Genomic DNA, 20,085 nt, shown 5'->3' on the forward strand with positions numbered 1-20,085 from the left:
GATCCCAGAGCCGGATGGTCCGTGGTTCAGCGTTCGACGAACGCCTTCTCGATCACGTAGCTGCCGGGGGCGGAGTTGTTGCCCATGGAGAAGCCCAGGCCTTCCACCCAGTCGGTCATCTCGTCCAGCATCGCCGGGCTGCCGCACAGCATCAGTCGGTCGCTCTCCGGGTGCAGCGGCTCCAGGCGCAGATCCTTGAACAGCTTGCCCTGGCGCATCAGGTCGCTGATCCGGCCGCGCGGGTCGTAATCCTCGCGGGTGACCGTCGGATAGTAGGAGAACTGGGTCTGAACCTGCTCGCCGACCAGCGGATGGTCCCTGAGGTCCCGGCGCAGCAGGTCGCCATAGGCCAGCTCCGAGGCGTAGCGGCAGCCATGGGCCAGCACCACCCGGTCGAATTTCTCGTAGACCGTCGGATCCTTGATCAGCGACAGGAAGGGCGCCAGACCGGTGCCGGTGGACAGCATGTACAGCACCTTGCCCGGCAGCAGGTTCTCGGTCAGCAGCGTGCCGGTGGGCTTGTTGCCGACGAGGACCTTGTCGCCGACGGCGAGATGCTGGAGGCGCGAGGTCAAGGGGCCGTCCTGCACCTTGATCGAGAAGAACTCCAGGTCCTCCTCGTAATTCGCGCTGGCCATGGAATAGGCGCGCACGAGCGGCTTGCCGTCGATCTCCAGCCCGATCATCGCGAACTGGCCGTTCTCGAAGCGGAAGGCCGGGTCGCGGGTGGTGCGGAAGCTGAACAGCGTGTCGGTCCAGTGACGGACGTCGAGCACGGTCTCGGTGCGGAAAGCGGCCATGGACAGCCTCGTCAGGTACGGTTCATCTGACGCAGTAAATACGGCCATTCCCGACTGAATCCATTGATTTCAGTCAAGAACGGTCAGAAAGAACGGGACGGTCCCGCCGCCGCGAGAAGCAGGACCGATCCTTTCCGCAGCCCGATCCAGCACGACCGGTGCGTTCCGCCCTCAGGCGAGGCGCAATTCGCTGTATCCGCCCCTGGCGACCGCATCGCACCGCTCGCGATAGGCGACGGCGCTGCCGCTGTAGCGGGCCAGGATGCGTTCGGTCTTGCCGGCGTTGCGGTTCACGCCGGTCATCCAGCTGTCGACCTCGTTGGACAGCAGCCCCTCGCCCGCCTTGCGCACGGTCTCGGTCCAGTCGGCCACCGCCTGTCCCGTGGTGGCGGCATAGCCGATGCCGTTGTCGCGCATATGCGCCATCAGGCCGGTGATCCATTCAACATTGTATTCGATGCTGCGCGGGATGTTGCCCAGCGCGGTATGCGGGCCGACCAGCATGAACATGTTGGGGAAGTTCTCGACCATCACGCCGAGGAAGGTCTTCGGCCCGCCGGCCCATTGCTCCTTCAGGGCCCGGCCGCCCTCGCCGCGGAAGTCGATGCGGTCGAAGCTGCCGGTGATCGCGTCGAAGCCGGTGGCGTAGATGATCATGTCGAACTCGAACGCCTCCTCGGCCGTCTCCAGACCGGTGGAGGTGATCCGTTCGATCGGGGTGGAGAGCGCGTCGACCAGGCGCACGTTGGGCTGGTTGTAGACCTCGTAATACTTGGTCTCCAGCGGCACGCGCCGGGTACCGAAGCCGTGGTCCTTGGGGATCAGCAGCTCGGCCACCGCCGGGTCCTTCACCCGCTCGCGGATCTTCTTCGCCACGAAGTCGGACAGCATCCTGTTGGCCGTCCGGTCGATCATCACGTCGCGAAAATTGCCCTGCCAGATGCCGAAGCCCGGCTCGCTGTAGCGCTGCTCCCAGAACGCCTCGCGTTCCGCATCGGACACCTCCAGGGCGCTGCGCGGATCGGGCGTGTGCAGGAAGCAGGCGAAGGTCTCGCGGCAGCGCTGGAAGATCTCCGGATAGCGCGCCTTCAGCGCCGGCTGTTCTTCGGCGGTGATCTTGGCGTTGTGCAGCGGCGCGCACCAGTTCGGCCGGCGCTGGAACACAGTGAGGGTCTTGGCGGTCTTCGCCACTTCCTGGATGGTCTGCACGCCGGTGGCACCGGTCCCGATGACGGCGACCCGCTTGCCCTCGAAGCTCACCGGCTCCTTCGGCCACAGACCGGTGTGGAAGTATTCGCCGGTGAACGCCTCGATGCCCGGGATGCGCGGCATGGTCGGCGAGGAGAGCGGGCCGATGGCCGTGACCAGGAAACGCGACCGGTAGGCCTCGCCGCTCTCCAGCGTCACCGTCCAGACCGTGTCCGCCTCGTCGAAATGGGCGGACGCCACCCGGGCGGAGAAGCGGATGTCGCGGCGCAGGTCGAGCTTGTCGGCCACGTGGTTCAGGTAGCGCAGGGTCTCCGGCTGGGCGGCGAAATGCTCCGACCAGTCCCATTCGTCCAGCAACTCCTGGTCGAAGGAATAGGCGTAGGAGTAGCTCTCGCTGTCGAAGCGCGCACCGGGATAGCGGTTCCAGTACCAGGTGCCGCCGACACCGGTTCCCGCCTCCAGCACGACGACCTTCAGGCCGAGACCGCGCAGCTTGTGGAGCTGGTACATGCCGGAGATACCGGCACCGATGATGACGACGTCATGGTCGTCGGCGGAGAGGGGGTTCTGAGCGTTCATGGCCCCGAAACCAAAGCAGCCCCGGAGCCCGGCGACAAGCCGTCGAATGTGCTGCAGTGCGGCAGATCCGCCGCCGCCCGCCTTACTTCACGAAACGGTGGTCCATGGACAGGGCCGGCTGATCGCAATTGCTGCCGCGCACCGGCTTTGCCGGGACGCCGGCGACCGTGCAATGGGGCGGCACGTCGCTCAGCACCACGCTGCCGGCCCCGACGCGGGAGCACTCGCCCACCTCGATATTGCCGAGCACCGTCGCCGACGCACCGAGCAGGGCGCCGCGGCGGATCTTCGGATGCCGGTCGCCGGTCTCCTTACCGGTGCCGCCGAGGGTGACGTTGTGCAGCATCGACACCTCGTCCTCGATCACCGCGGTCTCGCCTACCACCACCGAGGTCGCGTGGTCGATCATGATCCCGCGGCCGATCTGGGCCGCCGGGTGGATGTCGACGCCATAGACCTCGGAGATCCGGGACTGCAGGTAGAAGGCCAGCGCCTGCCGGCCGTGGCCCCACAGCCAGTGGGCCACACGATACGACTGGATCGCCTGGAAGCCTTTGAAATAGAGGAACGGTTCCAGATAGGAATTGCACGCCGGGTCGCGCTCGAACACCGCGGACAGGTCGGCGCGCACCGCGGCACCCACCGTCTTGTCCCCGTGCACGGCTTCGTCGACGGTCTGGCGCAGCGACAGCGCGGAGATCGCCTCGGAGCCAAGCTTCTGCGACAGGTGAAACGCCAGCGCGTGTTCCAGCGTGTCGTGGGCCAGAACCGTGGCGTGCAGGAAACTCGCCAGGGCGGGTTCGTCGCGGGCGGTCTTCTCCGCATCCGCCCGCAGGGAGGACCAGATCGGATCGAGGTCCGGCGAACCCGGACGCGGCGACGCGGACATTTCCGGCATCCTCAACTCCTCCCGTTGCGACGGGCCTGCGCCGACCAGGCCGGCCGCCCGTTCATCCGTGACCTTTGGCCATCCTTGACCTTGGCACACATTATACCCGTTTCAAGCGCCGGAATTAACCGCGCATCGGAACGAGTGATTTGCGGCGGACCCGTGACTCCTGGCACGCCCGCCGCCCGGCCTCCCCGAGGCCGTCGCACGGGCCTACGATCTGCTTGGCAACGGTTGTCATGGCAACTATATTTGCCGCCATGGAACGTACCGACCTGCACCGGAACTTCGGATTCCTCGTCCACGATGTGGCCCGGCTCATGCGCGTGGCCTTCGATCGCCGCGGCAAGGAACTCGGGCTGACCCGGTCCCAGTGGTGGGTGCTGACGGCGCTGTACGCCAAGGAAGGCATGGCCCAGTCCGAACTGGCCGCCTTCATGGAGCTGGAGAAGGCCACGCTCGGCCGGCTGCTCGACCGGCTGGAGGACAAGGGCTGGATCGAACGCCGTCCCGACCCGGTCGACCGCCGCATCAAGCGCGTGGTCCTGACCGAGACGGTGCAGGGGCTGATGCGCGAGCTACGCGGCATCGCCGCCGATATCCGAAGCGACGCGATGAAGGGCCTGTCCCGTGAGGAGCACGAGGCCTTCATCGACACGCTTCTGAAGATCAAGGCCAATCTCTACGCCTTCGATGAACTCGCGGGCCCCGCGGCCCAGGCCGAGGCAGCCGATGACTGACCAGACGAATAAGGAAGGCGGCAACCAGGGTGTGGTTCCGGCCGAAGAGGGCCGTATCGCCCCCCACAGCGAGCGGCCGAAGCGTCGGCGCGGACGCTGGGTGAAGCGGCTGGTCCTGCTGGTGGTCATCCCGGTTCTGGCGCTGCTCGGCGCCTCCTACATCTACGCCGTCACCGGCCGCTTCGTGACCACCGAGAACGCCTATGTTAAGGCGCATATCATCGCCATCTCCACCGATATCGACGGCCGGGTGAGCGAGGTCTATGTCCGCAACGACCAGCGGGTGAAGGCCGGCGACCTGCTGTTCCGGCTCGACCCGGACCCGCACTGGCTGGAGCTGAAATCGGCCGAGGCGCGGATGCTCACCGTGCGCCAGGACGTGGAGGCCACCCGGGCCGAATTCCATCAGGTGCAGGCGGAGATCGCCGAGGCGCGCGAGACGGTGAACTACTTCGCCCGCGAGGCCGACCGGCAGCGCAAGCTGAACAAGCGCGGCGTCACCACCGCGGCCCGACTAGACGAAGCGGAGTTCGAGGTCGCCTCGGCCCGCCAGCGGGTGCGCGCCCTGCAGGAAAAGGTGCGGACCGTCCTGGCCGAACTCGGCGGCGACCCGGAACGGGCCGTCGAACTGCATCCCAAGTATATCGAGGCGCAGACCGACCGGGAGATCGCCGAGCTGCGTCTCAGCTATACCGAAGTGCACGCGCCGGCCGACGGCATCGTCACCCAGGTCCATCTGGAGCCCGGGGAATGGCTGGAGGAGGGCGATCCCGCCTTCGGGCTGATCGAGGCCGACGACACCTGGATCGTGGCGAACCTGAAGGAAACCCAGCTCACCCACGTCCGGGTGGGACAGGTGGTGGAAGTCGGGATCGACGCCTATCCGGACCTGACCTGGAAAGCGCGGATCACGTCGATCGCACCGGCCACCGGGGCCGAGTTCGCCGTGCTGCCGCCGCAGAACGCCTCGGGCAACTGGGTGAAGGTGGTGCAGCGCATCCCGGTGCGCGTGGACATCGAGCCGGTGGACGGTCGCCCGACCCTGCGGGCCGGCATGACAGCGTCAATCTCCATCGACACCGAGCGCGAGCGCGAGCTGCTGACCACCGTACGCGAGTCGCTGGCCGCCCTGCGCGCGCCGAACGGCGAGACCGCCCAGTAATCCGCCGAGCCTCAACGTGTCACCGGATGGTCATCGACGGCGTGTAGTAGAGTAGGTCCCGCGTCCTTCCGATCTCCGGAGTGTTCCCATGCCTGCGCAGAAAGTCCTGGTCGTCGTCTTCGACGGCCTGCGTCCCGACCATGTCACGCCGAACCAGGCACCGAACATCCACGGTTTCGCCACCGGCGGGGTGTGGATGCGCAACACCGGCTCGGCCTTCCCGAGTGAGACCCGGGTGCAGGTGACCACGTCGATGACCGGGCATCCGCCGGCCGGCCACGGGATCATGGCCAATGCCTTCTACGATCCGGCGCTGGGCTTCTCCTCGGCGATGGACACGTCCGACGACGAGCGCATGCGCGCCGCCGACAAGATCTACGGACGGCTGATCGCCGCCCATCATCTGAGCGAGATCCTGTGGGGTGCGGGCCGCAAGTTCGCCGCAGTCACCACCGGCAAGGTCGGCAACGCCCGGCTGCTCGCGGGCCGTGCCGCCGAGCTGAACCAGCCGGTGCTGTCGATCTGGGGCGATGCGATCTCCACCCCGGCGGCCAGTTTCGCCAAGGTGGTCGAGCGGTTCGGCCCGGTCCCGCAGCAGGTCTTCCCCAACAGCGCGGTCGCCGACTGGGCGGTGACCGTGCTGCTGGAACACACCATCCCCGACCACAAGCCGGATGCCTGCGTGCTGTGGCTCAATGAGCCGGACCTGTCCTACCACTACCGCGGCCTCGCCAGCGGCGACGGCCAGACCGCCATCGGCGCCGTCGATGCCGGGTTCGGCCGCATCCTCGACTGGTGGAAGGCCGAGGGCCGCGAGGACGGCTGGAACATCATCGCCATGTCCGACCACGGCCACGTCACGGTGGAGGGCCAGCTCAGCGTCGCGGAGGCGCTGACGAAGGAAGGCCTGAAGGTCGGCAAGGCGCTCGGCCCGGACGTCGACTACGCGCTGAAGTCGGGCTACTCGGCCCATATCGCCGTGCGCGACCGCGACCCGGCGCTGATCAAACGGCTGGTGGAGACCCTGCAGGCCCAGGACTGGTGCGGCCCGATCATGACCCGGCGCGACGCCGGCGACGACGGGACCCTGCCGATCTCGGTTGTGAACTGGGACAGCCCGCGCGCCGCGGACGTGGCCTTCACCATGCGCTCCTGGGACAAGGACAGCGAGGGCGGCCTGCCCGGCGTGATCCTGGCCGACAATCCGGACATTCCGCTCGGCGGCGGCATGCATGGCGGGCTGAACCGGCGCGAGCTGAACCACTGCCTGTTCCTCGGTGGCGACAGCTTCCGCAAGGGCGTGGAGATCGCCACGCCGAGCGGCACCGTCGACGTCACGCCGACCATCCTGAAGACCCTGGGCCTGCCGCCGCATCCGCTGATGGCGGGCCGGGCCATCGAGGAGGCCTTCGCCGTCGGCGACCCGGCCCCCGAGGTGGTCGAGCAGGTGCACGAGGCCGGCCGCGGCGGCTACGCCCAGACCATCGTCACCGCCAAGGTCGGCGGCGCGAAGCGGCCGTATCTGCGCTGGGGGATGCGGACGGACTGAACCGCCCTATCTTCCTGGGCATGCGCGGCCTGCTTGCCCTCCTGATCCTCGTCTTCGCCCCCAGCGCGGGGGCCGAAGGCGCGTGGCAGCGCGGCGACGGCACGGCGGTATCGCGGGCGGCGGTCGACGCGGCACTGCGGGATGCCGATTTCGTCCTGCTGGGCGAGACCCACGACAACCCGTACCACCACGCGGCCCAGGCCGCCCTCCTCCGCGCCATGGTCGAGGCCGGGCGTCGTCCGGCCGTCGTCTGGGAGATGGTCCGGCGCAGCCGCCAACCGGCGCTCGACGCCTGGGCCACCGGGCCGGCGGCTCGGGATCCCGACGGATTCGCCTCGGCCGCGGACTGGGCGGCGGAGGGCTGGCCGGACTTCGCCCTGTACCGGCCGATCGTCCAGGTGGCGATCGATGCCGGCCTCGCGATGGTCGCGGGCGGGCTGGATGCGGAGCCGACCCGCGCCGTGGCGGGGGCGGGCCTGGCGGCCCTCGACCGCGACCGCCGAACTGCCTGGGGCCTGGCCGAGCCGGTTTCGGCCGCCGCGCGCGAGGCCCACCTGGACTCGGTGTTCGACGGCCACTGCCGGCTGGTCCCGCGGGAGCACCTCGGCCGGATGGTCGATGTTCAGGTTGCCCGCGACGCGTCCATGGCCGCAGCCCTGGTCGGCCATGCGGGCGGGGCGGTGCTGATCGCAGGACGCGGCCATGCGCGCGCGGATATCGGCGTCCCTGTGTTCCTGCGCCGCCTCGCACCCGAAGCCAGGATCGTCACCGTCGGCCTGAGCGAGGGAGAGGCGGCGGGAACCTTCGATTATCTGCACGCCTTCCCCGCACCCGAACGGGCCGATCCCTGCGTCGCGCTGAGGGAACGGTTCTCCGGCACGAAATAACGGACTCCGCTTGCCCTATCGGGACGTTTCCTGTACATCCCCGCCTTCCCGCTCCGGACCTGTGCCGGGGTTGGTCCGTCGCGTCTGGGCGAACAAGGGCTGCCCGGCCGACGAGAAGTCGAACGTCGAGACCAAAGGAGCGACAAAATGCCCAAGATGAAGACGAAAAGCAGCGTCAAAGGCCGCTTTCGCACGACGGGGTCCGGTAAGATCAAGGGCAACGTCGCGTACAAGCGCCACATGCTGCGCCGCCGTTCCCAGAAGATGAAGCGTCAGGCCCGCGGGACCTTCGTATTGGCCGAGGCCGATCAGAAGATCGTCAAGCGGTTCATGCCCTACGGTTGAGGAGCGGATAGATGGCACGAGTTAAGCGGGGCACGACTGCGCATGCCCGCCACAAGAAGGTCACGGACGCCGCCAAGGGCTACTATGGCCGTCGCAAGAATGTCTTCCGGGTCGCCGTCCAGGCGGTCGAGAAGGGCCAGCAGTACGCCTACCGGGATCGCCGGGTCCGCAAGCGCGACTTCCGCGCGCTCTGGATCCAGCGCATCAACGCCGGTGTGCGCCAGTATGGCATGACCTATTCGCGGTTCATGAACGGCCTGAAGCTCGCCGGCATCGAACTGGACCGTAAGGTCTTGTCCGACCTGGCGATCCATGAGCCCGCCGCGTTCAAGAACATCGTCGATCAGGCCGAGGCCGCGCTGAAGGCGTAAGCCCGACGCAGATCACCGACGCTTTAAAGGGCTGGTCTTCGGACCGGCCCTTTTTCGTTGCCGCCGGGCCGTCACCGAAACCGCAGCAGGACCTCGTTGCGCCGCAGAAAACCCGGCGTCCACGGGTCGTCGTAATAGGCGAACAGCGGCGCCCCCTCGGCCTCCAGCCCCTGCCCGGCCAGCCAGTCGCGCAGCCGTGCCTCGTGTTCCGCGAAATCCGCGTCCTTGGCCCGGCCGCTGAACCGGATGGCGGCGAGCCGCATCGGCGGCCAGCGGTCGAGCGCCACGTCCTCACCGGCCGGGCGCGGCAACTCGTCCAGCGCGTATTGCGACGGCATCACGAAACGGATCCGCCACCCGCCGTCGCCCGCGCCCTTACCCTGGGCCGGCTGCTGGATCACCGGCGCCGTCATCGCAATCCGCTCGCCGTCACGGTCCTTGGCGAAGATGTAGCCGGCCAGCGCCCGAAAGCCCTGGCGTACGCCCTCCTGCCGGTCGCCGGCCGTCGCCGCTTCCGCCACCACCATCGCCGGATAGTCGCGCAACTCGATATCGCCGTCGGCCTCGACCACCGTATAGGCCGGTTGTTCCACGCTGTGGGTCACCCAGTACCATCCTCCCGCCAAGGCCACCGCCAGCACGCAGAGCGCGGTGACCGCGCCGATTGAGATCTTCGTTGCCCGGCCCATCTGCTTCCGTTCTCCGACGCCGTTGCTCTGCCGTGCCCCGTGCCGGCATGACCTTGAAATGGAGCGAAATCCGCCGCCGTCGAACCCCGAGCCCCGGGCGCCGAGCGGCACCCCGCAGCGCGATGGCGCCTGGGGGCTCGCAAAACCGTTGGCGACCCGCTAAAACGGCGCCCACCGGACCGGGAAACGGGCACAGAACCATGGCAAATGTCGACGCATTAGAGGCCGAACTGCTGGCCGAGGTGGAGCGCGCGGGGGATCTCGACGCGCTGGAACAGGTGCGGATCTCCGCCCTGGGCAAGAAGGGGCGCATCACCGCCGAGATGAAGACCCTCGGCGGCCTGGACCCGGAAACCCGCAAGGAGACCGGCCAGGCGCTGAACCGGGTCAAGGACGCGGTGGCGAGCGCGCTCGACGCCCGCAAGGCGAGCCTGTCCTCCGCCGCGATGGATTCCCGCCTCGCCGCCGAGCGGATCGACGTGTCCCTGCCGGTGCGCCCGGAGATGAAGGGCCGCATCCACCCGATCACCCAGACCATCGACGAGCTGACCGCGATCTTCGCCGAGATGGGCTTCGTGGTTGCCGAAGGGCCGGATATCGAGAGCGACTACTATAACTTCGAGGCGCTCAACTTCCCGCCGGACCACCCGGCCCGCCAGGACCACGACACGTTCTACCTGACGCCGGACGCCAACGGCGAGCGCAAGGTCCTGCGCACCCACACCAGCCCGGTGCAGATCCGCACCATGGAGAAGCAGACCCCGCCGATCCGGATCATCGTGCCGGGCCGCACCTTCCGTTCCGACCACGACGCCACCCACTCGCCGATGTTCCATCAGGTCGAAGGGCTGGTGATCGACAAGATCAGCCATATGGGCCACCTGAAGGGCTGCCTGACCGATTTCTGCCGGGCCTTCTTCGGCATCGACGACCTGCCGCTGCGCTTCCGCCCCAGCTATTTCCCGTTCACCGAGCCCTCGGCCGAGGTCGATATCGGCTGCTCGCGGTCGGGCGGCGAGCTGAAGATCGGCAACCACGGCGACTGGCTGGAGATCCTCGGCTCCGGCATGGTGCACCCGAACGTGCTGCGCTATGCCGGGATCGACCCGACCGAGTACCAGGGTTTCGCTTTCGGCATGGGGATCGAGCGGATCGCCATGCTGAAATACGGCATTCCCGACCTGCGCCCATTCTATGACAGCGACCTGCGCTGGATGCGCCATTACGGCTTCGTGCCGCTGGCCCAGCCGACCATCGCCGGAGGCCTCTGAGCCATGAAGTTCACCCTGTCCTGGCTGAAGGATCATCTGGACACCGACGCGTCGCTCCAGGAGATCACCGACCGGCTCACCATGCTCGGCCTCGAGCTGGAGGAGGTGGAGGACCGCGCCGCCGCCTTCTCCGCGTTCCGCGTCGCCCATGTTGTGGAAGCGGTGCAGCACCCGAATGCCGACCGCCTGCGGGTCTGCAAGGTCGACGCCGGCGACGGCATCGTCCAGGTAGTCTGCGGCGCGCCGAACGCCCGCACCGGCATGAAGGGCGTCTTCGCCCCGCCGGGCAGCTATGTGCCGGGCACCGATCTGCTGCTGAAGCCGGGCAAGATCCGCGGCGAGGACAGCAACGGCATGCTGCTGTCGGAGCGCGAGCTCGGCCTGAGCGACAATCACGACGGCATCATCGACCTGCCGGACGACGCGCCGGTCGGCCAGGCCTATGCCGCCTATGCCGGGCTGGACGATCCGATCATCGACATCGCCATCACTCCGGACCGGGCCGACTGCCTGGGCGTGCGCGGCATCGCCCGCGATCTCGCCGCCTCCGGCATCGGCACCCTGAAGCCGCTCGACACCTCGCCGGTCAAGGGCACGTTCGCCAGCCCGCTGCGCTTCGACGTCGACCTGCCGGCCGACCAGGCGCATCTGTGCCCGGCGGTCAGCGGCCGCTATTTCCGCGGCGTGAAGAACGGCCCGGCCCCGGCCTGGATGCAGGACCGCCTGCGCGCCGTCGGTCTGCGCCCGATCTCCGCCCTGGTCGACATCACCAACTACATGATGCTCGATCTGGGCCGCCCGCTGCACGCCTATGACGCCAAGAAGCTGCACGGCAACCCGACGATCCGGCTGGCCAAGGACGGCGAAAAATACCTCGCGCTGAACGGCAAGGAATACACCTTCGAGGCCGGCATGCTGGTGATCGGCGATGCGAACGGCGTCGACGATCTGGCCGGCATCATGGGCGGCGAGCGCACCGGCGTGGATGGCGCAACGACGGACATGTTCCTGGAGATCGCGATCTTCGACGAGACCTCGGTCGCCGCCACCGGGCGCAAGCTCGGCGTGCTGTCCGACGCCCGCTACCGGTTCGAGCGCGGCCTCGACCAGACCGGCCCCTGGTGGGGGGCGGAGGTTGCCGCCCGCATGGTGCTGGAGATCTGCGGCGGCGAGGTCAGCGAGACCGTCCGCAGCGGCGAGGGCCGCGACTGGCGCCGCAAGCTGCCCCTGCGCCATTCCCGCATCGCTGGTCTGTGCGGTGTCGAGGTGCCGGAGGAGGAGGCCAAGCGCATCCTCACCACCCTCGGCTTCGAGGTCGAGGGGGCGGGCGAGACCATGAGCGTCACCCCGCCGCCGTGGCGCGGCGACGTGGAGGGCGAGGCCGACCTGGTGGAAGAGGTCGTCCGGGTCTACGGCTACGACAGGATCGCGCCGGTTTCCATGGAGCGGACCAGCGTGGTCGGCCAGCCGGCCCTGACCGCCGAGCAGAACCGCCGCCGCCTCGCCAAGCGGGCGCTGGCCGGGCGGGGGATGATGGAGGCGGTGACCTTTTCCTTCCTGCCGGCCAAGCATGCCGAGCTGTTCGGCGGCGGCGCTTCGGCCCTGCGGCTGGTCAACCCGATCAGCGCGGATCTGGACGTGATGCGGCCGTCGATCCTGCCGAACCTGCTGGCCGCCGCCGCGCGCAACGCCAATGTCGGCTATCCGGACATCGCGATGTTCGAGGTCGGCCCGGAATACGCGGGCGACCGGCCGGAGGACCAGTCCCAGGCCGCCGTCGGCCTGCGGGTCGGCCGCACCGGTCCGCGCGACTGGCGCAAGGCCGACCGGGCGGTGGACGCGTTCGACGCCAAGGCCGACGTGCTCGACCTGCTGGAAATGCTGGAGGCGCCGGTGGCCAACCTTCAGGTCTCCACCGACGCGCCGGACTGGTACCACCCGGGCCGCTCCGGCTGCCTGCGGCTGGGCCCGAAGGTCATGGCCCGGTTCGGCGAGCTGCACCCGCGCATCCTGGAAGCGTTCGACCTGAAGGGTCCGGCGGTGGCGTTCGAGGTCCTGCTGGACAACGTGCCCATGCCGAAGCGCAAGGGGCCGCAGCGCCCGCTGCTGGAGCGCATCCCGTTCCAGCCGGTGGCCCGCGACTTCGCCTTCGTGGTGGCGGCGGACGTGGCGGCGGACAAGATCGCCCGGGCGGCGGCCGGCGCCGACAAGGCGCTGATCGACGGTGTGCACGTGTTCGACCAGTACACCGGTCCGGGCCTTGCCGAGGGGACCAAGTCGATCGCGGTGGAGGTCATCCTGCAACCGCGCGACGCCACCCTCACCGACGAGCAGATCGAGGCGGTCTCCGCCAAGATCGTCGCCAATGTGGAGAAGCAGACCGGCGGCGTGCTGCGGGGCTGACCGGCCCCGCCTTCATGCCTCCGCCCGGCGGTACTTCACCATGAAGACGAACGGGATGATGGCGAAGCAGGTGGCGGCGTAGAGGTAGAAGGCGTTGATGTAGCCCAGCATCGTCGCCTGCCGCCGCATCTCCGCCCCCAGCCCGGCCAGCGACCGGGTGCTGTCGGTCGGCCAGTCGCCGCGCAGGCCGAACAGGCTGTTGGCCTCGGCGAAGATCGACACGAAGGGCACCAGCTCCGTGTAGCCGGCCGCCGTGGTGCGGATGACCAAGGCGATGGACACCGAGATGAAGATCGACGAGCCGACATTCCGGATCAGGTGATAGATCGCCGTCGCCTCGTTCATGAACGCCTTGTCCAGGGTCCGGAACGTGATCAGGGTGATCGGGACCCAGATGAACCCGACCCCGAATCCGGCCAGCAGGCTGGTCCAGGCGAGTGCGAAGGGCGACAGGTTGATGTCGAACCCGCCCATATAGGCGGCGGCCACCCCCTGCAGCACGAAGCCGATGGTCAGGAGCAGGCGCGGATCGAACAGCCGGTTGATGAAGGCCATCACCACCGAGGCGACCAGGGTGCCGAGGCCGCGCAGGGCCATGAACACGCCGATCTCCGCCTCCGGATAGCCCTGGATGTTCGCCATCATCGGCGGAAACAGCACCATCGGCGTCCACAGCACCATGCCGAACAGGAACATGATCGTGCAGCCGATCGCGTAGTTCCGGTCGCGGAACATGGCGAGGTTGAGGAACGGTTTCTCCGCCGTCGCCACATGGGCCAGGAACAGATAGAAGGCCAGCGCCGCGACGATCGCCTCGATCATGATCTCCGGCGATTCGAACCAATCGAGCCGCTGTCCCCGGTCCAGCATGAACTGGAACGAGGCGATGGCGACGGAGAGGGTGAGGAAGCCGAACCAGTCGAGCCGCATGGCGTTCGACCGTCGCCGGTCCTGGATCACCACCGTGATCGCGGTGATGGCGATCAGCCCGAACGGCACCAGCAGGAAGAACACCCAGCGCCAGCCGAGCTCCTCGGCCAGGAAGCCGCCGACCGTCGGGCCGATGATCGGGCCGAACACCACGCCCATGGAGAACACCGCCGTAGCGGTGCCGTGCTGGTGGCGCGGGAAGGTGTCGAGGATCGTCGCCTGGGCCAGCGGCACCAGCGGCGCGCCGAAGCCGCCCTGCAGGATGCGATACAGCACCAGCTCCTCCAGGCTCTGCGACACCCCGCACAGGAAGGAGGCGGCGGTGAAGCCGACGGCGCACCAGAACATCAGCGAGCGCCGGCTGAACCGCGAGGCGAGCCAGCCCGAGGCCGGGGTCATCACCGCCGTGGCGACGATGTTGAAGGTGACGACCAGGGCGATCTGGTCGGTGGTGGCGGCGAAGGTGCCCTGCATCTTCGGCAAGGCCACGTTCGCGATCATCACCGTCATCGTGTAGAGCATCGTCACGAAGGTGAGCGATATCAGGATGACGGCGCGCTGCGCGAAACTGGTCTCGCCGCCGGAAGGCAGCTCGGATGGGACGGCGATCGCCATGCGTCCGTGCACCCTCCTCCCTTGTTCGGTCTTCTTTTGACGTTTTCACCATCATCGCACGTCCGGCGGCGGGCCGTTACCCGTTGAAAATCGGCGATGGCGGCAGCAACGCTTGCCTGCGCGGCCCGCTCCGGTAAGGTGCGAACCCCGTGGGGGGATGACCCGATCACCCTAAAGCCGAAGGAGACGTCGATGCGCCGCCTGGCGTTCGCCGCAAGCATTATCGGAGCGATCATGACGACCGACACCAATGGGGCGGCCGCCGCCGATCCTGAAAACACGCTGATCATGGAGTTGAAGGACGGCACCGTGGTCATCGACCTGCGCCCGGACCTGGCGCCGAACCATGTCGAGCGGATCAAGGAGCTCACGCGGGAGGGCTTCTATGACGGGGTCGTGTTCCACCGCGTGATCGAAGGCTTCATGGCCCAGACGGGCGACCCGACCGGCACCGGCCGGGGCGGCTCCGACAAGGACGACCTGCGCGCCGAGTTCACCAACACCAATTTCGGCCGCGGCACCATCGGCATGGCCCGCACCCAGGCGCCGCACAGCGCCAACAGCCAGTTCTTCATCTGCTTCAACGACTGCTCGTTCCTGAACGGCCAGTACACCGTGTGGGGCCAGGTGACCGACGGCATGGAGCATGTGGACGCCATCGCCCGCGGCGAGCCGCCGCGCAATCCGGACAGCATCGTCTCGATGAAGGTCCAGGCGGACCAGTAAAGAACACCGACCTCGCCCTGAGCAGCTCCGGATCCCATCCGGGGCGTGTCGAAGGGCGAGGTCTTTTCTGTTTCCCCTCCCTCGTCATCCCGATGCACATCGGGATCTGCGGTGCTCAACCGCCGGACTATTGGTCCTGACTTTCGTCAGGACGACGGGATAGGCTGGTTGGACGTGATCCACACAGCGGAGACCGACCATGACCACCCTGATCGCCGGCGGATGCGGCTTCATCGGCCTCGCGGTGGCCGAGCGCTACCTGGAGGACGGCCAGCAGGTCGTGCTGTTCGACCGCAACGCCCTGCACCCGGTGGCCAAGGCCCGCCTCGACGCCCTGCCCGGCAGCTACACCCTGGTCCAGGGCGACATCCGCCAGGCCGAGCCCGTCGCCCAGGCGATCGGCGATCACAAGGTCACCCAGGTGTTCTACGGCGCCGCCGTCACCTCCGGTCCGGACCGGGAGCGCGAGGCGCCGGAAAGCGTGATCGAGGTCAACCTGGTCGGCCTCGCCCACGCCCTCAAGGCGGCGTGGAAGGCCGGCGCGACCCGGCTGATCAACATCTCCTCGGGCGCGGCCTACGGCACCGGCGCCTTCGGCGAGACCGGCTGGGACGGCCCGCTGGACGAGTACGGCACCCGCGAGGAGCCGTTCAAGATCTACGGCATGACCAAATACGGCTCCGAACGGCTGGTGCGCCGCTACGCAGAGCTGACAGACCTGGATACCCGCTCGGTCCGGCTGTCCACGATCTACGGCGCCTGGGAGATCGACAGCGGCGCCCGCGATACCTTGTCGGCGCCGATGCAGGCCGCCCTGCTCGCCCGCTCCGGCGGCACCGCGATCCTCGCCCGGCGCGACAGCCTCGACTGGACCTATTCCCGTCATGTGGCCGGCGCCCTGCAGGCGCTGATGGCGGCCCCGACCGAAACGCTGAAAAGCGACCTGTTCAACGTCACCTCGGCCAAGCCGGTCAGCGTGCTGGACATGTGCGCCGAGCTGGCCACGGCCTTCCCGGACTTCTCCTACCGCCTGGCCGAGCCGGGCGAGGAGCCGACGATCAATCTCTGGTCCGACCAGGACCGCTTTCCCATGAAGCCGGACCGGCTGGCCGACGAGGCCGGGCACCGGCTGCCGGACGACCTGGCCGCCACCATGGCCGACTTCATCGGCTGGATCCGCGACCATGGCAGTTTCTGGGACCGAAGCTGACGCCGAGCGCCGGCGCGGGCGGCTCGTCGGCTTCGGCCTTGCCCTGGCGGCGACGGTCGGGCTCGGCCTGGCCATCGCGGTCGCCCGCATCGCCTTCGAGGGCGGCACCAACGGCCAGTCGGTGGCCCTGGTGCGGGCCTGGTTCGTCGTCGCCCTGGTCGGCACCTGGTGCCTAGCCTCGGGCCGGTCGCTGAAGGTCGACCGGCTGACCTGGCTGAACTGTCTCGGGCTCGGGCTGCTGCTGGCCCACATGTTCTTCGGCAATATCGGCGCGGTGCAGTTCATCCCGGTCGGCGTCGCCGCCCTGCTGTTCTTCGTCTACCCGCCCCTGGTGAGCGTCTTCACCGCCCTGCTCGACCGCCGCTGGCCGGGAGGGTTGCGGCTCGCCGCCTTCCTGACCGCCTTCGCCGGTCTGGCGATCATGCTGGGCGAAGGTCTGCACCAGCTCGATCCCCGCGGCGTGCTGCTCGGCCTGTCGGCCGGCATCGCCTGCGCCATCAACGTCACCTGGATCGGCCGGGCGATGCGCGGGCGGGATTCCCTGGTGATCATGTTCCACATGGCCCTGGTGGCGGCGGTGGTGCTGAGCGTCATCGTACCGTCGACCACCGGGCTGACGGCACCGCTGACCACCGCCGGCTGGCTCGGCGCCCTGGGGGTGATCCTGCTCCAGGGCTGTTCGATCCCGCTCTATTTCGCCTCGATCCAGAAGATCGGAGCCGAGACCAGCTCCATTCTGAACAACCTGCAGCCGGTGACCTCGATCCTCGCCGCCTACCTGATGTTCGGCGAGGCCCTGACCGCGGCCCAGGGGCTGGGCGCGGTGCTGGTGCTCGGCGGGATCGTGGCGATGCAGCTCTCGGGCCGGTTTCGGCGTTAGAGCAGCTCCATGGTCGGTATCCGCGGCTCGAAGTTCAGGGTGGCGACCACCCCGGCCGGGCCGGAGCGCAGGTCGAGCGCGCTCTCCAGTTCCATGCACACGATTTCGGCGATCTTCATACCCAGCCCGGCAGGGGCCGGATCGAGGTCCGGGGGCAGGCCGATCCCGTCGTCGGAACACCTCAGACACGCCGTGCCCGCCTCCGTCAGCCGCAGGCTGATCGTAACCGTGCCTTCCCTCTCGTTCGGAAAGCCGTGCTTGAAGGAATTGGTGATGAACTCGTTGAGATAGGTCCCAACGGCGGCGGCCTGGTCGGCGGTGACGATGATCCGATCCGCCTCCACGGCGAGGATTACACCGGGCGGCGCAATACCCCGCAGATGACCGCAGACCCGGCCGATGTACTCGCCGAGCTCCACCGCCAGATGCTCGTTCGTCTCGTAGAGCTGGTGGTGCAGATGGACCAGGGAATCGATGCGCGTCAGAATCATCGACAGCGCCAGCTTCGCCTCCTCCGAGGCAAAGGCCCGCCGCTGCAGGCGGGCGAAGGCGGTGAGGGCCTGTAGCGAATTCTTGACCCTGTGGTCCACTTCCAGGCGCAGCAGGTCCGCGGTGCGCAGCGCCTTGCGCGATTCAAGCAGGGCGATGACCTGCCGCGCCAGGACGCGCAGCGTGTCGCGCTGAAGAGCGGTCAGCGTTCTGGGCGCGTAGTCGAGGACGCACAGGGTGCCCAGCGGAAGCCCCTCGGCGGTCTTGAGCAGCGCCCCGGCGTAGAACCGCAGGCCCGGATCGCCGCAGCACAGCGGATTGTCGCGCATGCGCGGGTCGTCGAGCGTGTCGTTGATCTCGACGAACTCGTCCTGGAGGATGACATGGGCGCAGATCGAGGTCGCAAGCGGTGTCTCGCGCACGCCCAGCCCGGTTTCGGCCTTGAACCATTGCCGTTCGGCGTCGATGAAGTTCACCACCGAGATCGAGGTGCCGCAGGTCGCCGCCGCCAGCTTCACGATATCGTCGAAGTCCCGTTCCGGGTCGGTGTCGAGAATCTCGAATGAATGCAGGGCGGCAAGCCGCTCGTGCTGGAGTGGGTGGCACGCGGCCTCCATAGTCGGACTCCCGCTTTCAGAAACGTGTTCGACGGAACGGTCGCTGGACCGCAGGCGCCGATCCCGACGAGGCCCGCGCGACCGGACGGGCGAGACCAGAACACACTTATTGCTGGAGTCACAAGCCGGGATCGCACCGCCGGGCGGCCCCTCGGCGGCTTGACCGTCAGGGCCCGTCCTGCGACGAGGTGCGGTCCCAGCGGTCCCCACCCCGAGCCGGGAAGGATCAGGAAGGGGAGCCGGGGTGACCCTTACGCCTCGTCGAACGGGTGCCAGCCGTCCCGGGATTCGATCTCCAGGACCCAGAGGTCCGGGTCGATGCGGCGTTCCTTCTCGATATGGGCGTCGACCTCGTATTCCGGCAATGGATGCTCGCCCAGGGGGCGGCGCCACACCATTTTGCCGCTGTCGTAGTCGCGGGTCGGCGCCAGCAGGACGAAGCCGATGTCGCGTCCCCGGTTGACGACCACGAAGACCTGTCCGGCATCGTCGTCGCCGTGACGCACCACCGTCGCCGGAATGCCGCGGGCGCCGGCCTGGCGGATGGCCGCCTGCACGATGATGCCTGCCTTGAGCCGTGGTTCGGTCACAGTACCCTCAACGTTGATTTCGCGCCCCGAGACGCTGGGAACGCCTTATGATTTCGCATAGATTACACCTCAACCGCCGATTTGGCGGACCCAAACAGGGGAGCTCATCCATGCATTTTCGTCTTCTCGGCCAAAAGTCGGTCCTGGGTGCGGCGGTCGCGCTGTCCCTGGTCGCCGGCCCGGTCCTGGCGGCCGACATCGCCCCCGCCGTCGTCTTCGACATGGGCGGCAAGTTCGACAAGAGCTTTAACGAAGGCGTCTACAACGGCGTAGAGAAATTCAAGAAGGAAACGGGCATCGACTACCGCGAGTTCGAGGTCACCAACGAGACCCAGCGCGAGCAGGCGATCACCCGCATGGCCCAGCGCGGGGCCAACCCGGTGCTCGGCGTCGGCTTCGCCCAGGCCCCGGCCATGGAGAAGGTCGCCAAGGCGAACCCGGACACCAAGTTCGCCATCATCGACAGCGTGGTCGACCTGCCGAACGTCCGCTCCATCGTCTTCAAGGAGCATGAGGGCTCGTTCCTGGTCGGGATGATCGCGGCCATGGCCTCGAAAAGCGGCAAGATCGGCTTCGTCGGCGGCATGGACATCCCGCTGATCCGCCGCTTCGCCTGCGGCTACGTGCAGGGCGCCAAGCACGCCAATCCGGACGTTGAGGTGTTCCAGAACATGACCGGCACCACCCCGTCGGCCTGGAACGACCCGACCAAGGGCGGCGAGCTGGCCAAGTCGCAGTTCGATCGCGGCGCCGACGTGGTGTTCGCGGCGGCCGGCGGCACCGGCCTCGGCGTCTATCAGGCGGCCGCCGACAACGGCAAGCTGGCCATCGGCGTCGACAGCAACCAGAACCACCTGCATCCGGGCACCATGCTGACCTCGATGCTCAAGCGGGTGGACGTGGCCGCCTACATGGCGTTCTCCGATGCCCATAACGACAAGTTCACCACCGGCGTGCAGAATCTCGGTCTGGCCGAGGGCGGCGTCGACTGGGCACTGGACGACAACAACCGCCCCCTGATCACCGGCGAGATGAAGCGCGAGGTCGAGCTGGCCAAGGAGAGCATCACCCTCGGCAAGATCGTGGTGCACGACTACATGGCCGACAATTCCTGCCCGCACTGAGCCGGCGCAG

At 68.0% G+C, this 20,085-nt stretch carries 19 protein-coding genes; 12 read left to right on the forward strand and 7 right to left on the reverse strand.

Annotated features, from left to right (window positions below; all coding sequences use genetic code 11):
* Positions 1-26: 26 nt before the first annotated feature.
* From T8K17_RS03205 to cysE, 3 genes are all read right to left on the reverse strand, one after another.
* Positions 27-800 (reverse strand): ferredoxin--NADP reductase, encoded by a 774-nt coding sequence (locus tag T8K17_RS03205; RefSeq protein WP_322333062.1) that lies wholly within the window; start codon positions 798-800, stop codon positions 27-29.
* Positions 801-971: 171 nt separating this feature from the next.
* Positions 972-2,588 (reverse strand): NAD(P)/FAD-dependent oxidoreductase, encoded by a 1,617-nt coding sequence (locus tag T8K17_RS03210; protein ID WP_322333063.1) that lies wholly within the window; start codon positions 2,586-2,588, stop codon positions 972-974.
* Positions 2,589-2,670: 82 nt separating this feature from the next.
* On the reverse strand, positions 2,671-3,477 hold the full coding sequence (gene cysE / locus T8K17_RS03215) for a serine O-acetyltransferase (protein WP_322333064.1): 807 nt from the start codon (positions 3,475-3,477) through the stop codon (positions 2,671-2,673).
* Positions 3,478-3,716: 239 nt separating this feature from the next.
* Between cysE and T8K17_RS03220 the strand changes: the two genes are divergently transcribed.
* The 6 genes from T8K17_RS03220 to rplT all read left to right on the forward strand — a co-directional run bounded on the left by T8K17_RS03220 (position 3,717) and on the right by rplT (position 8,531).
* Positions 3,717-4,217 (forward strand): MarR family transcriptional regulator, encoded by a 501-nt coding sequence (locus T8K17_RS03220; protein WP_322333065.1) that lies wholly within the window; start codon positions 3,717-3,719, stop codon positions 4,215-4,217.
* Complete coding sequence (locus tag T8K17_RS03225) at positions 4,210-5,379, forward strand: HlyD family secretion protein (RefSeq protein WP_322333066.1); 1,170 nt, start codon at positions 4,210-4,212, stop codon at positions 5,377-5,379. The genes T8K17_RS03220 and T8K17_RS03225 overlap by 8 nt, the downstream gene beginning before the upstream one ends.
* Before the next feature lie 88 nt (positions 5,380-5,467).
* Positions 5,468-6,928: an alkaline phosphatase family protein gene (locus T8K17_RS03230; RefSeq protein WP_322333067.1), complete on the forward strand. Its 1,461-nt coding sequence runs from the start codon at positions 5,468-5,470 to the stop codon at positions 6,926-6,928.
* 20 nt (positions 6,929-6,948) lie between these two features.
* The gene (locus T8K17_RS03235) at positions 6,949-7,815 is read left to right on the forward strand and encodes a ChaN family lipoprotein (RefSeq protein ID WP_322333068.1); all 867 of its coding nucleotides are present in this window, start codon (positions 6,949-6,951) and stop codon (positions 7,813-7,815) included.
* 147 nt (positions 7,816-7,962) lie between these two features.
* A complete protein-coding gene (rpmI, locus tag T8K17_RS03240; RefSeq protein WP_028795848.1) occupies positions 7,963-8,160 on the forward strand; it encodes a 50S ribosomal protein L35 in 198 nt (65 codons plus the stop codon).
* Between the two features lie 11 nt (positions 8,161-8,171).
* A complete protein-coding gene (gene rplT, locus T8K17_RS03245) occupies positions 8,172-8,531 on the forward strand; it encodes a 50S ribosomal protein L20 (protein WP_322333069.1) in 360 nt (119 codons plus the stop codon).
* Positions 8,532-8,602: 71 nt separating this feature from the next.
* Here the strand turns inward: rplT and T8K17_RS03250 are convergent, their stop codons facing one another.
* The gene (locus T8K17_RS03250) at positions 8,603-9,220 is read right to left on the reverse strand and encodes a heme-binding protein (protein WP_322333070.1); all 618 of its coding nucleotides are present in this window, start codon (positions 9,218-9,220) and stop codon (positions 8,603-8,605) included.
* A gap of 200 nt (positions 9,221-9,420) precedes the next feature.
* Here T8K17_RS03250 and pheS point away from each other — a divergent pair, with 200 nt between their 5' ends.
* Both pheS and pheT read left to right on the forward strand, forming a co-directional pair.
* Positions 9,421-10,491 (forward strand): phenylalanine--tRNA ligase subunit alpha, encoded by a 1,071-nt coding sequence (gene pheS, locus T8K17_RS03255; RefSeq protein WP_322333071.1) that lies wholly within the window; start codon positions 9,421-9,423, stop codon positions 10,489-10,491.
* Between the two features lie 3 nt (positions 10,492-10,494).
* Positions 10,495-12,894, forward strand: coding sequence for a phenylalanine--tRNA ligase subunit beta (gene pheT, locus T8K17_RS03260; RefSeq protein ID WP_322333072.1), 2,400 nt, complete (start codon positions 10,495-10,497; stop codon positions 12,892-12,894).
* A gap of 12 nt (positions 12,895-12,906) precedes the next feature.
* On the opposite strand, the gene T8K17_RS03265 is transcribed toward pheT, so the two are convergent.
* Positions 12,907-14,439: a DHA2 family efflux MFS transporter permease subunit gene (locus T8K17_RS03265; protein WP_322333073.1), complete on the reverse strand. Its 1,533-nt coding sequence runs from the start codon at positions 14,437-14,439 to the stop codon at positions 12,907-12,909.
* Between the two features lie 192 nt (positions 14,440-14,631).
* Between T8K17_RS03265 and T8K17_RS03270 the strand changes: the two genes are divergently transcribed.
* The 3 genes from T8K17_RS03270 (at position 14,632) to T8K17_RS03280 (ending at position 17,255) form a co-directional block, all read left to right on the forward strand.
* Positions 14,632-15,165: a peptidylprolyl isomerase gene (locus tag T8K17_RS03270; RefSeq protein WP_416153165.1), complete on the forward strand. Its 534-nt coding sequence runs from the start codon at positions 14,632-14,634 to the stop codon at positions 15,163-15,165.
* 199 nt (positions 15,166-15,364) lie between these two features.
* Complete coding sequence (locus tag T8K17_RS03275; RefSeq protein WP_322333074.1) at positions 15,365-16,375, forward strand: NAD(P)-dependent oxidoreductase; 1,011 nt, start codon at positions 15,365-15,367, stop codon at positions 16,373-16,375.
* A complete protein-coding gene (locus tag T8K17_RS03280) occupies positions 16,350-17,255 on the forward strand; it encodes a DMT family transporter (RefSeq protein ID WP_322333075.1) in 906 nt (301 codons plus the stop codon). Before T8K17_RS03275 ends, T8K17_RS03280 begins: the two co-directional genes overlap by 26 nt.
* Here T8K17_RS03280 and T8K17_RS03285 read toward each other — a convergent pair.
* Both T8K17_RS03285 and T8K17_RS03290 read right to left on the reverse strand, forming a co-directional pair.
* A complete protein-coding gene (locus T8K17_RS03285) occupies positions 17,252-18,361 on the reverse strand; it encodes a histidine kinase dimerization/phosphoacceptor domain -containing protein (protein ID WP_322333076.1) in 1,110 nt (369 codons plus the stop codon). The genes T8K17_RS03280 and T8K17_RS03285 overlap by 4 nt on opposite strands.
* A 251-nt stretch (positions 18,362-18,612) precedes the next feature.
* The gene (locus T8K17_RS03290; protein ID WP_322333077.1) at positions 18,613-18,951 is read right to left on the reverse strand and encodes a DUF1491 family protein; all 339 of its coding nucleotides are present in this window, start codon (positions 18,949-18,951) and stop codon (positions 18,613-18,615) included.
* A gap of 110 nt (positions 18,952-19,061) precedes the next feature.
* On the opposite strand from T8K17_RS03290, the gene T8K17_RS03295 reads away from it, so the two are divergent.
* The gene (locus T8K17_RS03295; protein ID WP_322333078.1) at positions 19,062-20,075 is read left to right on the forward strand and encodes a BMP family ABC transporter substrate-binding protein; all 1,014 of its coding nucleotides are present in this window, start codon (positions 19,062-19,064) and stop codon (positions 20,073-20,075) included.
* Positions 20,076-20,085 lie beyond the last annotated feature (10 nt).

The organism is Thalassobaculum sp. OXR-137 (assembly GCF_034377285.1).
GTDB lineage: Bacteria > Pseudomonadota > Alphaproteobacteria > Thalassobaculales > Thalassobaculaceae > Thalassobaculum.

Bases quoted from the DNA above. Each gene is read 5' to 3' on its own strand.
- T8K17_RS03205 (WP_322333062.1), bottom strand. From the start codon at position 800: ATGGCCGCTTTCCGCACCGAGACCGTGCTCGACGTCCGTCACTGGACC.
- T8K17_RS03210 (WP_322333063.1), bottom strand. From the start codon at position 2,588: ATGAACGCTCAGAACCCCCTCTCCGCCGACGACCATGACGTCGTCATC.
- cysE (WP_322333064.1), bottom strand. From the start codon at position 3,477: ATGTCCGCGTCGCCGCGTCCGGGTTCGCCGGACCTCGATCCGATCTGG.
- T8K17_RS03220 (WP_322333065.1), top strand. From the start codon at position 3,717: ATGGCAACTATATTTGCCGCCATGGAACGTACCGACCTGCACCGGAAC.
- T8K17_RS03225 (WP_322333066.1), top strand. From the start codon at position 4,210: ATGACTGACCAGACGAATAAGGAAGGCGGCAACCAGGGTGTGGTTCCG.
- T8K17_RS03230 (WP_322333067.1), top strand. From the start codon at position 5,468: ATGCCTGCGCAGAAAGTCCTGGTCGTCGTCTTCGACGGCCTGCGTCCC.
- T8K17_RS03235 (WP_322333068.1), top strand. From the start codon at position 6,949: ATGCGCGGCCTGCTTGCCCTCCTGATCCTCGTCTTCGCCCCCAGCGCG.
- rpmI (WP_028795848.1), top strand. From the start codon at position 7,963: ATGCCCAAGATGAAGACGAAAAGCAGCGTCAAAGGCCGCTTTCGCACG.
- rplT (WP_322333069.1), top strand. From the start codon at position 8,172: ATGGCACGAGTTAAGCGGGGCACGACTGCGCATGCCCGCCACAAGAAG.
- T8K17_RS03250 (WP_322333070.1), bottom strand. From the start codon at position 9,220: ATGGGCCGGGCAACGAAGATCTCAATCGGCGCGGTCACCGCGCTCTGC.
- pheS (WP_322333071.1), top strand. From the start codon at position 9,421: ATGGCAAATGTCGACGCATTAGAGGCCGAACTGCTGGCCGAGGTGGAG.
- pheT (WP_322333072.1), top strand. From the start codon at position 10,495: ATGAAGTTCACCCTGTCCTGGCTGAAGGATCATCTGGACACCGACGCG.
- T8K17_RS03265 (WP_322333073.1), bottom strand. From the start codon at position 14,439: ATGGCGATCGCCGTCCCATCCGAGCTGCCTTCCGGCGGCGAGACCAGT.
- T8K17_RS03270 (WP_416153165.1), top strand. From the start codon at position 14,632: ATGCGCCGCCTGGCGTTCGCCGCAAGCATTATCGGAGCGATCATGACG.
- T8K17_RS03275 (WP_322333074.1), top strand. From the start codon at position 15,365: ATGACCACCCTGATCGCCGGCGGATGCGGCTTCATCGGCCTCGCGGTG.
- T8K17_RS03280 (WP_322333075.1), top strand. From the start codon at position 16,350: ATGGCAGTTTCTGGGACCGAAGCTGACGCCGAGCGCCGGCGCGGGCGG.
- T8K17_RS03285 (WP_322333076.1), bottom strand. From the start codon at position 18,361: ATGGAGGCCGCGTGCCACCCACTCCAGCACGAGCGGCTTGCCGCCCTG.
- T8K17_RS03295 (WP_322333078.1), top strand. From the start codon at position 19,062: ATGCATTTTCGTCTTCTCGGCCAAAAGTCGGTCCTGGGTGCGGCGGTC.